Raw genomic sequence first — 14,740 nt, 5'->3', positions numbered from 1 at the left:
ATGGTCGGCATTCTCGAAGACAAGGATCGCATCTTCACCAACCTGTACGGCTTCCACGACTGGACGCTGGACGGGGCGAAGAACCGCGGCGCCTGGAACGCCACCAAGGACATGCTGGACCTTGGCCGCGACTGGATCATCAATAACGTCAAGGCCTCGGGTCTGCGCGGCCGTGGCGGCGCGGGCTTCTCGACCGGCCTGAAATGGTCGTTCATGCCCAAGGAGGTGAAGGATCGTCCTCACTACCTGGTCATCAACGCCGACGAATCCGAGCCCGCGACCTGCAAGGACCGCGAGATCATGCGCCATGATCCGCACCTGCTGATCGAAGGCGCGCTGATCGCCAGCTTCGCGATGCAGGCCCACGCCTGCTACATCTATCTTCGCGGCGAATACGTGCTGGAACGCGAGCGCATGGAAGCCGCCGTCAAGCAGGCCTATGAGGCCAAGCTGATCGGCGACGGCAACGTCCACGGCTGGGACTTCCACGTCTATATCCACCACGGCGCGGGCGCCTACATCTGCGGCGAAGAGACGGCGCTGCTGGAATCGCTGGAAGGCAAGAAGGGCCAGCCGCGCCTGAAGCCGCCGTTCCCGGCCGGCGCGGGCCTGTACGGCTGCCCGACCACGGTGAACAACGTCGAGTCGATCGCCGTCGTCGGTACGATCCTGCGTCGCGGCGCCGACTGGTTCGCCAGCTTCGGCCGTCCGAACAATACCGGCACCAAGCTGATGTCGCTGTCCGGTCACGTGAATACGCCGTGCGTGGTCGAAGAGGCCATGTCGATCCCGCTGCGTCAGCTGATCGAGGATCACGGCGGCGGCGTGCGCGGCGGCTGGAGCAATCTGAAGGCCATCATCCCCGGCGGCGCGTCCTGCCCGGTCATCACGCGCGAACAGGCCGAGACGGTCCTGATGGACTTCGATTCCATGCGCGAGGTTCGCTCGTCGCTGGGCACCGCCGGCGTGACGGTCATGGACGAATCCACCGACATCGTGAAGGCGATCGCCCGCATCAGCTACTTCTTCAAGCACGAGAGCTGCGGCCAGTGCACGCCGTGCCGCGAAGGTACCGGCTGGATGTGGCGCGTGCTGGAGCGGATGGCTGTGGGCGAGGCCGATCCGTCGGAAATCGACCTGCTGCTGGACGTCGCCGGACAGGTCGAGGGCCACACCATCTGCGCCTTGGGCGACGCGGCCGCCTGGCCGGTTCAGGGCCTGATCCGTCACTTCCGTCACGAGATTGAAGAGCGGATCGCCAACTATCGCAGCCGCCGCGCGAACTTCGCCGGCCACGCGATCGCGGCGGAGTAGAGATGCGCCTCGCCGTCGCCCTGTTGCTGACGCTTCCGATCCTCGCCGCTTGCGGCGAGCGGGAAAAGGCTGCGCGTGAAGCGTCGACCGCGCCCGCGACGGCGGCTCCTGCTGAAGTCGCGCCTGTCGCGACGGCGGCGGCTCCGGCGAACCTCGAAGCGGCGTGCCGCGACGTGGTGAACCGCATGTATGGCCAGGAAGGCGACGCCGTCGCCTTCACCGCCACCGGCGAACGCACGGCCCAGGTGTCGTGGCGCGCGCCAGTCGATGGCGGCAGGCTGGAATTCGAATGCCGGGCGCAAGCCGACGGCGCGGGCCTGTTCCGCGACGGTCAGCCGATGTCCGTGGATGTACAAATGGCGGCTCCCGCCGCCAAGCAAGAGGCCCGCTGATGCCTATCGCCAAGGTCAACGGCGTCGAAACCGAGTTCGAGCCCGGCATGACCGTGCTCCAGGTCGCCGAACGCGCCGGACAAGAGATTCCGCGCTTCTGCTATCACGAGCGCCTGTCCATCGCCGGCAACTGCCGCATGTGCCTGGTCGAGGTGAAGCCTGGACCGCCGAAGCCGCAGGCCTCGTGCGCGCTTCCGGCCGCCGACGGCCAGGAAATCTTCACCGACACGCCGATGGTCAAGAAGGCCCGGGAAGGGGTGATGGAGTTCCTGCTCATCAACCACCCGCTGGATTGCCCGATCTGCGACCAGGGCGGCGAATGCGACCTGCAGGACCAGTCGGTCGGCTATGGCCGCGACGGCTCGCGCTATTCGGAGAACAAGCGCGCGGTCGAAGAAAAGGCGATGGGTCCGACCATCAAGACCTTCATGACGCGCTGCATCCAGTGCACGCGCTGCGTCCGCTTCATCACCGAAGTCGCCGGCGTGCCGGACATCGGCATGATCTCGCGCGGCGAGGACGCCGAGATCACGACCTATCTGGAGAAATCGGTCGCCTCGGAACTGTCGGGCAACGTCAACGACCTGTGCCCGGTCGGCGCCCTGACGCACCGCCCGTGGCAGTACCACTATCGTCCGTGGGAACTGAAGAAGACCGAGACCATCGACGTTATGGACGCCCTGGGCTCGAACATCCGCGCCGACTACCGCGGGTCCGAGGTCATGCGCGTGCTGCCGCGCGTCAACGAAGGCATCAATGAGGAGTGGCTGTCGGACAAGAGCCGCTATGTCGTCGACGGCCTGACCGCGCGTCGTCTGGACCGTCCGTGGATCCGTGAGAACGGCAAGCTGCGCGCCGCCTCGTGGAACGAGGCGCTGGACGTCGTCGCCGCCAAGCTGAAGGCCGCGCCGGCCGAGCGTATCGGCGTGATCGCCGGCGACCTGCAGGACGCCGAGTCGATGAAGGCGACGCTGGACCTGTTCCGCGCGCTTGGCTCCAACAACACCGACTGCCGCCAGGACGGCGCCGCCGTGGGTTACGGCCCGCGCGAGGGATGGCTGTTCAACTCCGGCCTGGAAGGCATTGAAAAGGCTGACGCCGTTCTGATCGTCGGCGCCAATCCGCGCACCGAGGCGCCGCTGCTGAACGCCCGCCTGCGCAAGGCCTGGCTGAAGGGCGACATGGAGATCGGTCTGATCGGCGAACAGGCCGACCTGACGTTCGACTACGCCTATCTGGGCGCAGGCACGCAGACCCTGGCCAAGCTGCCGAAGTCTGCGCTGGACTTCCTGACCAAGGCCGAGCGTCCGGCGATCATCGTCGGCTCCGGCGCGCTGGTCGGGGAGGGCGGTCCGTCCGTCCTGAACGCACTCGGCGCCCTGGCCAAGAAGGTCGGCGTGGTCGCCGACGGTTGGAACGGCTTCAACGTCCTGCACCACGCCGCGTCGCGCGTCGCCGGTCTGGACATGGGCTTCGTGCCGGCTGACGGCGGCCTGACGGTCTCTGAGATGCTGAAACCGGATGCTCTGGACGTGCTGTTCCTGTTGGGCGCGGACGAGGTCGATCCGACCGGTTCGAACGCCTTCCGCGTCTATCTGGGCAGCCACGGCGACCGCGGGGCGCACGGCGCGGACGTGATCCTGCCGGGCGCGGCCTACACCGAGAAGGCCGGCCTGTACGTCAACACCGAGGGCCGGGTGCAGATGGCCGAACGCGTCGTCTTCCCCAAGGGCGAGGCGAAGGAAGACTGGGCCATCATCCGCGCCCTGTCGGCGCGCGTCGACAAGACCCTGCCGTACGACACGCTGGAGCAACTGCGCGCCAAGCTGATGGGCGATCACCCGACCTTTGGCCGGATCGACTATCTGCCCGCGCCGGCGACGTTCGACGTGGCGGCCCTGGGCGCCAAGGGCGATCTGGGCGACCGCGCCTTCGTCTCGGCCGTGACCGACCCGTATCTTTCCAATCCGATAGCGCGCGCCAGCGCGACGATGGCCGAGCTGTCCGCCCTGCGGACCCAGCCGGTCGCAATGGCGGCGGAGTAAGCCATGGACCCCGTTTCCTTCTGGGCCACGCCTCTGGGCTGGACGCTGATCACGGTCGGCCAGGTCCTGCTGATCACGGTCGGCGTGCTGATCGCCGTCGCCTTCCTGCTGCTGGCCGACCGCAAGGTCTGGGCCGGCGTGCAGATGCGCAAGGGTCCGAACGTCGTCGGTCCCTTCGGCCTGCTTCAATCCTTCGCGGACATGATCAAGTTCGTGCTGAAGGAGGTCGTGATCCCGGCCGGCGCCGACAAGGCGGTCTTCATCATCGCGCCGATCATCACAGTCATCCTGGCCTTCATGGCCTGGGCGGTCATTCCGTTCGCTCCTGGTTGGGTCGTGTCGGACCTGAACGTCGGCATCCTGTACATCTTCGCCGTGTCGTCGCTGGGCGTTTACGGCATCATCATGGGCGGCTGGGCTTCGAACTCGAAGTATCCGTTCCTGGGTTCGCTGCGTTCGGCGGCGCAGATGGTGTCCTACGAAGTCTCGCTGGGCCTGATCATCATCAATGTGATCCTGCTGGCTGGCACCATGAACCTGTCGGCGATCGTCGACAGCCAGAAGGGCATGTTCTGGAACTGGTACGGCTTCGGCGGCGGCGCCGACACCTGGCCGCTGGTCGTGATCCTGTTCCCGATGTCGATCATCTTCTTCATCTCGGCCCTGGCCGAGACCAACCGCCCGCCGTTCGACCTGCCCGAGGCCGAGTCCGAACTGGTCGCGGGTTATCAGGTCGAATACAGCTCGACGCCGTACCTGCTGTTCATGATGGGCGAGTACGTCAACATCGTCTTCATGTCGGCGATGATCAGCCTGCTGTTCTTCGGCGGCTGGAACCCCGGCGTGCCGCAGGCCTGGATGGATGGGCTGCCGGCCTGGATCGCCTATACGATCTATCTGCTGACCTTCATGGCCAAGACGGTCTTCTGGTTCATCATGATCTCGATGGTGAAGGCCTTCGTGCCGCGCTATCGCTATGACCAACTGATGCGTCTGGGCTGGAAGATCTTCCTGCCGACGTCGCTGGTCGCGGTCGTGATCGTGTCGGCCTGGCGCGTCTTCGTGGTGGGGTCGTGATGCGCGGCCTCATCATCGGTCTCGGTCTTGTGGCGATGACCGCCGCCTGCGCGCCCGACGCGTCGCGCATGCCCGAGTCGAGCTATCAATGGCAGCAACGCCAGGACCGCATCGAACAGGACTGGCGCGCCAGCCAGACCGCACCCAAGACGACGCCCGCCCCCAAGGATAAAACCTGATGTTCACCCGTATCGTCCAGGCGACCAAGGGCGCGATGATGCTGGACGTCATCGGCGCCATCGGTCTGTCGCTGAAATATATGGCCCGTCCCAAGATGACGGTGAACTACCCGTTCGAGCGCAATCCGCAGTCGCCGCGCTTCCGCGGCGAGCACGCTCTGCGTCGCTATGCGAACGGCGAGGAACGCTGCATCGCCTGCAAGCTGTGCGAAGCCATCTGCCCGGCCCAGGCCATCACCATCGAGGCCGAGCCGCGCGCCGACGGCAGCCGCCGCACGACCCGCTACGACATCGATATGGTCAAATGCATCTACTGCGGCCTGTGCCAGGAGGCCTGCCCGGTGGACGCCATCGTGGAGGGGCCGAACTCGGAGTTCGCCGTCGAGACGCGCGAAGAGCTGCTCTACGACAAGCAACGCCTGCTCGATAACGGCGACCGCTGGGAACGGCAGATCGCCAAGAATCTGGAACTCGACGCGCCTTACCGCTAAGGCGCATCTCGCTAAACGGGTCGGCGATTCCTGAACGGGGTCGCGGCCGATACGAAAGGGGCTTCGTCCCGACATGCTGCAAGGCATAGCCTTCTATCTGCTGGCGGCGGTCGCCACGGTTTCCGGCCTTCTGGTCGTGACCGCGCGCAACCCGGTGCACAGCGTGCTGTGGTTGATCCTGGCCTTCTTCTCGTCGGCGGGTCTGTTCGTGCTGCTGGGCGCCGAGTTCCTGGCGATGCTGCTGGTCGTCGTCTATGTGGGCGCGGTCGCGGTGCTGTTCCTGTTCGTCGTCATGATGCTGGACGTGGACTTCCTGAAGCTGCGCGAAGGTTACGCGCGCTATCTGCCGCTGGGCGCCATCATCGCCGCCGTGCTTCTGGTGGAGATGATCATCGTCTCGGTCGCCGTGGTTCAGGGTGGGGCCGCTGCGGGCCTGCCGGCGCCGGGCGTGCCGGACGCCAGCGTGACGAATGTCGAGGCCATCGGCCGCGTCCTCTACACAGACTATGTCTACTTCTTCCAAGCGGCCGGGATCGTGCTGCTGATCGCGATGATCGGCGCCATCACCCTGACCCTGCGCCACAAGCCGCACATCAAACGCCAGAACCCCGGCGACCAGGTGAACCGCGACCGTCGCAAGTCGGTCGAGATCAAGTCCGCCGCCACGGGCGAAGGCGTCAGCGCCGAGGAGCTTCTCTGATGATCGGTCTGACCCACTATCTGACGGTCGCCGCGATCCTGTTCACCATCGGCGTGTTCGGCATCTTCGTGAACCGCAAGAACGTCATCATCATCCTGATGTCGATCGAGCTGATCCTGCTGGCGGTGAACATAAACTTCGTCGCCTTCTCGGCCTATCTGAACGAAATCAGCGGGCAGATCATGGCGATGTTCGTGCTGACCGTCGCCGCGGCCGAGGCCGCCGTCGGCCTGGCGATCCTGGTGACCTTCTTCCGTAACCGCGGCGACATCGCCGTGGACGATGCCTCCGTGATGAAGGGCTGAGCGTGACCTTCCATACCCTCGTCATACTCGGGATCTTCGCGCCGCTGCTGGGCGCGGCCATCGCCGGCTTCTTCGGACGCCGGATCGGCAACATCCCCTCGCAGGCCGTCACGACCGGCCTGCTGTTCTTCTCGTGCGCTGTGGCCTGGACGGTGTTCGGCCAATGGACCTGGGGCCATCTGGAGCCCTTCACCATTCGACTGGCGCCCTTCATCAATGTGGGCGACTTCCAGTCGGCGTGGTCGATCCGTATCGACGCCCTGTCGGCGACCATGCTGATCGTGGTCACCAGCGTGTCGTCGCTGGTTCACCTGTATTCCTGGGGCTACATGGCCGAGGACGACAGCCGGCCGCGCTTCTTCGCCTATCTGTCGCTGTTCACCTTCATGATGCTGGCGCTGGTGACGGCGGCCGACTTCATGCAGATCTTCTTCGGCTGGGAAGGCGTGGGCCTGGCGTCCTATCTGCTGATCGGCTTCTGGTTCAAGAAGCCGACGGCCAGCGCCGCCGCGATCAAGGCCTTCGTCGTCAACCGCGTCGGCGACTTCGGTTTCGTGCTGGGGATCATGACGATCTTCTGGATGTACGGCACCATCAACTTCGCCGAACTGTTCCCGCTGATCGCCACCAAGGCCGGCACGACGTGGGAGTTCCTGGGCGTCCAGTGGTCCGCGCTGGATCTGGCCGGGTTCCTGCTGTTCATCGGCGCCATGGGCAAGTCGGCCCAGTTCTTCCTGCACACCTGGTTGCCGGACGCGATGGAAGGCCCGACCCCGGTGTCGGCGCTGATCCACGCCGCGACAATGGTCACCGCCGGCGTCTATATGGTCTGCCTGCTGAGCCCGATCTATGAATATGCGCCGGGCGCGTCGCAGATCATCGCCATCATCGGCGCCGTCACGGCCCTGTTCGCCGCCACGGTCGGCCTGACCCAGAACGACATCAAGCGGGTCATCGCCTATTCGACCTGTTCGCAGCTGGGCTACATGTTCTTCGCGGCGGGCGTCGGCGCCTACCAGGCGGCCATGTTCCACCTGTTCACGCACGCCTTCTTCAAGGCCTTGCTGTTCCTGGGCGCCGGCTCGGTGATCCACGGCATGCACCACGAGCAGGACATGCGGAAGATGGGCGGGCTGTGGAAGTTGCTGCCGGTCACCTATGCAGTGATGACCATCGGCACCATCGCCATCACCGGCCTCGGCATCCCCGGCGTCGGCGGCTTCGCCGGCTTCTACTCCAAGGACTCGATCATCGAGAGCGCCTATGCCTCGGCGGCCTCGGGTCACTCGGCCATCGGTCTGTTCGCCTTCTTCGTCGGCATCATCGCCGCCGGTCTGACGGCCTACTATTCGTGGCGCCTGGTCTTCATGACCTTCCACAACAAGCCGGTGTGGAAAGAAGAGGGCGACGCCCATCATGCTGACGACCACGCTTCCCACGCCCAGCTGGAAACCCATTCCGAGCCGGTCGGCGATCATCACGACGATCATACGCATGACGACCACGGTCATCATGGCCCGCTGAAGCCGCATGAGAGCCCGCTGGTCATGCTGATCCCGCTGATCCTGCTGTCGGTCGGCGCCGTCGCCGCAGGCTTCGTCTTCGCGCCGCATTTCATCGGCCACCACGAGGGCGAGTTCTGGCGCGGCGCGATCTTCACCGGCGCGAACAACCACGTCCTGCACGAAAGCCACGACGTCCCGACCTGGGTGAAATGGTCGCCGCTGATCCTGACGCTGATCGGCACCGCCTTCGCCTCCTGGATCTACGTCGCTCGCGAGGGCATGGGCCGTCGCATGGCCGAGCGGAACGGCGTCATCTACCGCTTCCTCTACAACAAGTGGTACTTCGACGAGCTGTACGACTTCGTCTTCGTGCGCGGCTTCCGCGCCATCGGGAACTTCTTCTGGAAGATCTGCGACGTGAAGATCATCGACGGCCTGGGCCCGAACGGCGCCGCCTGGGTGTCGCTGAAATCCGCCGCTCGACTGGGCAAGATCCAGTCCGGCTATGTCTATCACTACGCCTTCGTGATGCTGCTCGGGGTGGCTGGTCTGCTCACCTTCGCCATCCTCGCGTGGGGAGCCTGATCTCGTGCCCTACATCCTGAGCCTCGTTACATTCCTGCCCCTGGTCGGGGCCCTGGCGATCTTCGCCGCCCGGCTGACGTCAAAGTCGGCCGATGCGGCCGCGCCGGCCGCGCGCTGGATCGCGCTGATCACCACCCTGGTCACCCTGGCGGTGTCGGCCGTGCTGGTCGCCGGCTTCGATCTGGCCAACACCAACTATCAGTTCGTGGAGATGGTCCCGTGGTTCGCGGGCGCCAGCTATCACCTGGGCGTCGACGGGATCTCGATCCTGTTCGTCCTACTGACGGCCTTCCTGATGCCGATCTGCATCCTGGCCAGCTGGAAGTCGGTCGAGACGCGCGTCGTCGAATATATGATCGCCTTCCTGGTGCTGGAGACGCTGGTCATCGGGGTGTTCACCTCGCTGGACCTGTTCCTCTTCTACATCTTCTTCGAAGGCACGCTGGTCCCGATGTTCCTGATCATCGGCATCTGGGGCGGTCAGAACCGCATCTATGCGGCCTACAAGTTCTTCCTCTACACCCTGCTGGGGTCCGTCCTGATGCTGCTGGCCATGCTGTGGATGGCGCATGAGGCGGGCACCACCAGCATTCCCGAGCTGAAGCGTTTCGCCTTCGATCCGGCTGTCCAGCCGATCCTGTGGCTGGCCTTCTTCGCTTCGTTCGCGGTCAAGATGCCGATGTGGCCGGTCCACACCTGGCTGCCCGACGCCCACGTTCAGGCGCCGACGGCCGGTTCGGTCATCCTGGCAGGTATTCTGCTGAAGCTGGGCGGATACGGCTTTATCCTGTTCAACGTGCCGATGTTCCCGATGGCTTCGGAGATGTTCCGGCCGCTGGTCTTCACCCTGTCGGTGATCGCTATCGTCTATACGTCGCTGGTCGCCTGGCGTCAGACGGACATCAAGAAGCTGATCGCCTATTCGTCCGTGGCCCACATGGGCTTTGTGACCCTGGGCATCTTCGCGGGCAACAACATCGGCATGCAGGGCGCCATCTTCCAGATGATCAGCCACGGCCTGATCTCGGGCGCGTTGTTCCTGTGCGTCGGCGTCGTCTACGACCGGATGCACACTCGCGAGATCGCCTTCTACGGCGGCCTGACCTCCAAGATGCCGTGGTACGCCGCCATCTTCCTGATGTTCACCATGGCCAACGTCGGTCTCCCGGGCACCTCGGGCTTCATCGGCGAAGTTCTGACCATGACGGGGGCCTACAACGCCTCGACCTGGGCGGCGCTGGTCGCGGCCTCGGGCGTCATCTTCTCGGCGGTCTACGCCCTGACCCTGTACCGCGCGGTCATGTTCGGCGAGATCACCAATCCGAAGCTTGAGACCATCACCGACATCGACAAGCGCGAACTGCTGCTGTTCGTGCCCCTGATCGTCGGCACCATCTGGCTGGGGGTCCATCCGGCCTCTGTCCTCGATTACACCGGGCCTGCCGTCGAGGCCCTGACCAGCGCGTATCGCGCCGCGATCGGCGGGTGAGACTTACAGATGCCTGATCTATCCTCCGCCCTGCATCTCGCCGCCTCGGAAGTCACCCTCGCGGTCGGCGCCCTGGTCCTGCTGATGGTCGGCGCCTTCATCGGCGACAAGAGCGCCCGTCTGGTGTCGATCCTGTCGGTCCTGCTGCTGATCGCCGCCGCCGCCATTTCCATCGTCGGACCGTGGGGCGTCGCCTTCAACGGCGCCTATGTCGCCGATCCGCTGGCCATCTACGCCAAGAGCCTGATCTATCTGTCGGCCGCCGTTGCGGTCGTGCTGGGCGACGGCTGGATGAAGCGCACGCGCATCGCCAAGTTCGAATATCCGGTCCTGATCGTGCTGGCCTCGGCCGGTATGGGGATGATGGCGTCCTCGGGCGACCTGATCTCCATGTATGTCGGGATCGAGCTGCACTCGCTGGCCCTGTATGTGCTCGCCGCCTTCCACCGCAACGACGTCAAGGCGTCGGAAGCGGGCCTGAAGTATTTCGTCCTGGGCGCGCTGTCGTCGGGTCTGCTGCTGTATGGCGCCAGCCTGATCTACGGCTTCGCCGGCTCGATGCGGTTCGAGGACATCGCCGCCGTCGCCGCCGACAATCCCGGCCCGGGCCTGGTCTTCGGCCTGGTCTTCCTGATCTGTGGCCTGGCGTTCAAGGTTTCGGTCGCGCCGTTCCACATGTGGACGCCCGACGTCTATGAAGGCGCGCCGACGCCGGTCGTGGCCCTGTTCGCCACGGCGCCCAAGGTGGCGGCCATGGTGCTGATCGCCCGCGCGCTGGACAACGGTTTCGGCGACGCTCACGCGCAGTGGTCGCAGGTCCTGATCGCCATCTCCCTGATCAGCTTCGTCGTCGGCGCCTTCGGCGGTCTGGCGCAGAAGGACATCCAGCGCCTGCTGGCCTATTCGTCGATCGCCAACATCGGTTACGCCCTGCTGGGCATTGCGGCGGGCACGGCCGAGGGCCTGCAGGCCATGCTGATGTTCATGACGCTGTATGTCATCGACCAACTGGGCTTCTTCGCCATCCTGCTCAGCCTGTCCAAATCGGGCCGTCCGATCCGCCGCATCGCCGATCTGGCCGGATTGAAGAAGGATCGGCCGCTGACGGCCGTGGCCCTGACCATCCTGTCGCTGTCGGTCCTGGGCATGCCGCCTTTCTCGGGCTTCTGGGGCAAATACTATGTGTTCGGCGCCGCTGCCGATGCAGGACTGTGGCCCGTCGCGGCCGCAGGTCTGGTCGCCTCGGTCGTCGCCGCCTTCTACTATCTGCGCATCATCAAACTGATGTGGTTCGATGCGCCGGTGGACGACATCGCCACCGACGCAGCGCCGGTCGAGGCGAAGTGGATCGGGTGGGCCTGCGCCGCCTTCGCCTTCCCCTTGGTGATCATCGGTCTGACCTGGCTGGAGCCGCTGACCAAGGCTGCGAGCGCCGGCTTCGGGAACGGGTAGGGCGTTGGCGCCCGTCCCTCTGGTCATCCTCGACGAGATCGACTCGACCAACGCCGAGGCGCGCCGTCTTGCCGAGGCCGGAGAGGCGGGCCCGCGCTGGATCGTGGCACGGCGCCAGACCGCTGGCCGCGGTCGGCGGGGTCGCAAGTGGGACACCGATCAGGGCAATCTGGCCGCCACCCTTCTGATCACCACGCCCAAGTCGGCGGCGGAGGCGGCCCAGGCCACCTTCATCGCGGCCCTGGCCGTCGCAGACCTGCTGGACGTCTTCGTCTCGCCCGCGCTCGTTTCGATCAAATGGCCCAACGACGTCCTGCTGGACGGGGTCAAGGTGTCGGGCATCCTGGTCGAATCCGGCCGGCACGCGAACGGCGACCTCTGGCTGGCGGTCGGCATCGGCGTGAACCTGGCCCATGCGCCCGAGGGCACCGAGCGGGGGGCGACCTCGGTTGCCGAACGTCTGCGCGCCGACCTGGCCTATGTCCCGCCGATCGAGGCCGCCGCCGAAATCCTGGCCGAAACCTTCGCCGTCTGGTGGGGGCGTTGGCAGACGATGGGCTTCGAGCCCGTGCTCGACGCCTGGACCAGCCGTTTGACGGGGCTGAACGGCCCCTGCGTGGCGCGACTGGACAATGAAACTTTGGAAGGCCTGGCCGAGGGCGTGGAGCCGGACGGCGCCTTGCGTCTGCGTCTGGCCGACGGCTCCGTGCGTTTGATTTCCGCGGGCGATGTCTTCTTCGGGAAAGCCGCCTGATGCTTCTCGCCATCGAGCAGGGCAACACCAATACGCTGTTCGCGGTCCATGACGGCACGGATTGGATCGCGCAGTGGCGCGCCGCGACCGAGGCCAGCCGCACGGCCGACGAATACGCCGTCTGGCTGAACCAGCTGATGGTGATGAAGGGGCTGAAGTTCGACGCGCTCGGCGGCTGCATCATCTCCAGCGTCGTGCCGCAGTCGATCTTCAACCTGCGCAATCTGGCGCGGCGCTATCTGAACATCGAGCCTCTGGTCATCGGCGAGAACGCCGAACTGGGCATCGAGGTGCGGATCGCCAAACCTAGCGAGGCGGGCGCCGATCGTCTCGTGAACGCCGTGGGCGCCTCGCTGACGTATCCCGGCGACCTTCTGCTGATCGACAGCGGCACGGCGACGACCTTCGACATCGTCTCGGGGGATGGCGCCTTCGAGGGCGGTCTGATCGCGCCCGGCATCAATCTGTCGCTTCAGGCCCTGCACGAAGCGGCGGCCAAACTGCCGCGCATCGCCATTCAGAAACCCGAGAACGTCATCGGCAAGGGCACGGTCGAGGCCATGCAGTCTGGCGTTTTCTGGGGCTATATCTCGTTGATCGAAGGCTTGGTCGGGCGCATCAAGGCGGAGTGGGGCAAGCCCATGACCGTCGTCGGCACCGGCGGGGTCGCCAGCCTGTTCGAAGGCGCGACCGACAGCATCGATCACTTCGATCCCGACCTGACTATTCGCGGCCTCCTCGAAATCTGGCGTCGTAACGCCCATTTGACTGATTGAATGAAAAAGCAAACCCAAGACGAACTCGTTTTCCTGCCGCTGGGCGGCTCGGACGAGGTCGGTATGAACCTGAACGCCTATGGCTTCGGCCCTGAGGCGAACCGTGAATGGCTGATCGTCGACGTCGGCGTCACCTTCGGCGACCTGTCTACGCCCGGCGTGGATGTGATCGTGCCCGATCCCACCTTCCTGGAGGGTGAGAATATCAAGGGCATCGTGCTGACCCACGCGCACGAAGATCACATCGGCGCCCTGGGCTGGCTGTGGCCGCGCATCAAGGCGCCGATCTACGCCACGCCCTTCACCGCCTATCTGATCCGCGACAAGCTGCGCGAGCGCGGCATTCTGGACGAGGTCGAACTGATCGAGGTGCCGCTGGGCGGGACCGTGGACATCGGCACGTTCGGCGTGACCTTTGTCAACATGACCCACTCGATCGCCGAGCCCAGCGGCCTGGCCATCGATACGCCGCTGGGAATGGTGTTCCACACCGGCGACTGGAAGATCGACGACCAGCCGGTGATCGGCACCAAGACCGATGCTCCCGTCATCCGCGCCCTGGGCGACGAAGGCGTGCTGGCCATGGTCTGCGATTCGACCAATGTCTTCGTGCCGGGCGTCGCCGGGTCCGAAGGCGATGTCGCCGTCGCCATCTCCAAGCTGATCGCCAGCCTGAAGGGGCGTGTTGCGGTCGGCTGCTTCGCCTCCAACGTCGCCCGTATGGACAGCGTGATCCGTGCGGCCGAGGCCTGCGGGCGTCGCGTGGCCCTGGCCGGCCGGTCGATGCACCGGATCACAGCGGCGGCCAAGCACGTCGGCATGCTGAAGGACGTGAAGCCCTTCCTGTCGGACGAGGAGGCCCGCGTCTGGCCCGCCGATCAGATCCTGTATCTGTGCACCGGCAGCCAGGGTGAGGCGAGGGCGGCGCTGTCGCGCGTCGCTGACGGCACCCACCCGGTCGTGAAACTGGGTCTGGGCGACCACTGCATCTTCTCGTCGCGCCAGATCCCCGGCAACGAACTGGCGATCGGCAATCTGCAGGACCGCCTCGCGGATCGCGGTGTGCGTCTCTATACCGAGAAGGATCACCCGGGCATCCACGTCTCGGGCCACCCCTGCCGTGACGAGCTGAAGCAGATGTACGAATGGGCTCGGCCGCAGATCGCGGTGCCGACCCACGGCGTGCGTCGCTTTCTTCTGGAACACGCCAACCTGGCCAAGGATATGGGCGTTCCCGAAACGGTGACGCCGCGCAACGGCGACATGGTCCGCCTGGCCCCTGGCCCAGCCAAGATCATCGACGAGGTGCCGAACGGTCGCCTGTACGTCGACGGCGGCATGCTAGTGACCGAGCAAGGCGAGGCCCTGAAGGAGCGTCGTCACGCCTCGACAAACGGCGTGCTGATCGTCAGCTTCGCCCTGGATAAGCGCGGTCGCATCGCCAGCGACATCGACATCCGCAGCGTCGGCCTGCCCGGTGATACGGCCACGCCGCTCGGCGATGCGCTGGACAAGCTGGCCGAACGCGTCGAACAGGTGGTGAAGGGCCTTAAGGGCGATGCGCTGGACGACGAAATGGTCATCGAACAGGCCGTCGCCCGCGTGCTGAAAAAGGCCAGCCAGCAGATCTGGGATCGTCGTCCAATCGTTGAGACGGTCGTCCTGCGCGTCTAATG

Annotated in this window: 14 protein-coding genes; all 14 read left to right on the top strand. The window is 65.4% G+C overall.

What is annotated here, in order from left to right; all coding sequences use genetic code 11:
- The 14 genes from nuoF to A4249_RS06325 all read left to right on the top strand — a co-directional run bounded on the left by nuoF (window position 1) and on the right by A4249_RS06325 (window position 14,738).
- Window positions 1-1,314, top strand: a complete 1,314-nt coding sequence (gene nuoF / locus A4249_RS06390; RefSeq protein ID WP_039247403.1) for an NADH-quinone oxidoreductase subunit NuoF — start codon at window positions 1-3, stop codon at window positions 1,312-1,314.
- Between the two features lie 2 nt (window positions 1,315-1,316).
- A complete protein-coding gene (locus A4249_RS06385; protein ID WP_066551624.1) occupies window positions 1,317-1,706 on the top strand; it encodes a hypothetical protein in 390 nt (129 codons plus the stop codon).
- The gene (gene nuoG, locus A4249_RS06380) at window positions 1,706-3,751 is read left to right on the top strand and encodes an NADH-quinone oxidoreductase subunit NuoG (protein WP_066551623.1); all 2,046 of its coding nucleotides are present in this window, start codon (window positions 1,706-1,708) and stop codon (window positions 3,749-3,751) included. The genes A4249_RS06385 and nuoG overlap by 1 nt, the downstream gene beginning before the upstream one ends.
- A 3-nt stretch (window positions 3,752-3,754) precedes the next feature.
- On the top strand, window positions 3,755-4,828 hold the full coding sequence (nuoH, locus tag A4249_RS06375; protein ID WP_039247406.1) for an NADH-quinone oxidoreductase subunit NuoH: 1,074 nt from the start codon (window positions 3,755-3,757) through the stop codon (window positions 4,826-4,828).
- Complete coding sequence (locus tag A4249_RS06370) at window positions 4,828-5,007, top strand: hypothetical protein (RefSeq protein WP_066551622.1); 180 nt, start codon at window positions 4,828-4,830, stop codon at window positions 5,005-5,007. Before nuoH ends, A4249_RS06370 begins: the two co-directional genes overlap by 1 nt.
- Window positions 5,007-5,498, top strand: a complete 492-nt coding sequence (gene nuoI, locus A4249_RS06365) for an NADH-quinone oxidoreductase subunit NuoI (protein WP_017503987.1) — start codon at window positions 5,007-5,009, stop codon at window positions 5,496-5,498. The genes A4249_RS06370 and nuoI overlap by 1 nt, the downstream gene beginning before the upstream one ends.
- 73 nt (window positions 5,499-5,571) lie before the next feature.
- Window positions 5,572-6,198, top strand: a complete 627-nt coding sequence (locus A4249_RS06360; protein ID WP_066551621.1) for an NADH-quinone oxidoreductase subunit J — start codon at window positions 5,572-5,574, stop codon at window positions 6,196-6,198.
- Window positions 6,198-6,503: an NADH-quinone oxidoreductase subunit NuoK gene (gene nuoK / locus A4249_RS06355; RefSeq protein ID WP_039247409.1), complete on the top strand. Its 306-nt coding sequence runs from the start codon at window positions 6,198-6,200 to the stop codon at window positions 6,501-6,503. The genes A4249_RS06360 and nuoK overlap by 1 nt, the downstream gene beginning before the upstream one ends.
- Before the next feature lie 2 nt (window positions 6,504-6,505).
- Complete coding sequence (gene nuoL / locus A4249_RS06350) at window positions 6,506-8,593, top strand: NADH-quinone oxidoreductase subunit L (RefSeq protein ID WP_066551620.1); 2,088 nt, start codon at window positions 6,506-6,508, stop codon at window positions 8,591-8,593.
- 4 nt (window positions 8,594-8,597) lie between these two features.
- Window positions 8,598-10,082 (top strand): NADH-quinone oxidoreductase subunit M, encoded by a 1,485-nt coding sequence (locus A4249_RS06345; protein WP_066551619.1) that lies wholly within the window; start codon window positions 8,598-8,600, stop codon window positions 10,080-10,082.
- Between the two features lie 9 nt (window positions 10,083-10,091).
- A complete protein-coding gene (nuoN, locus tag A4249_RS06340; RefSeq protein WP_066551618.1) occupies window positions 10,092-11,534 on the top strand; it encodes an NADH-quinone oxidoreductase subunit NuoN in 1,443 nt (480 codons plus the stop codon).
- A 4-nt stretch (window positions 11,535-11,538) separates the two neighbouring features.
- Window positions 11,539-12,288: a biotin--[acetyl-CoA-carboxylase] ligase gene (locus A4249_RS06335; RefSeq protein WP_082503565.1), complete on the top strand. Its 750-nt coding sequence runs from the start codon at window positions 11,539-11,541 to the stop codon at window positions 12,286-12,288.
- A complete protein-coding gene (locus A4249_RS06330; RefSeq protein WP_066551617.1) occupies window positions 12,285-13,064 on the top strand; it encodes a type III pantothenate kinase in 780 nt (259 codons plus the stop codon). The genes A4249_RS06335 and A4249_RS06330 overlap by 4 nt, the downstream gene beginning before the upstream one ends.
- Entirely contained in the window at window positions 13,065-14,738 is a 1,674-nt protein-coding gene (locus tag A4249_RS06325; protein ID WP_055753498.1) for a ribonuclease J, read from the top strand. It begins immediately after the preceding gene.
- The last annotated feature ends 2 nt before the right edge of the window (window positions 14,739-14,740 follow it).

It is taken from the genome of Brevundimonas sp. GW460-12-10-14-LB2, from assembly GCF_001636925.1.
Taxonomy (GTDB): domain Bacteria; phylum Pseudomonadota; class Alphaproteobacteria; order Caulobacterales; family Caulobacteraceae; genus Brevundimonas; species Brevundimonas vesicularis.
Note: the sequence above shows the minus strand (reverse complement) of the source record. Positions and strands in the feature narration are given on the sequence as shown.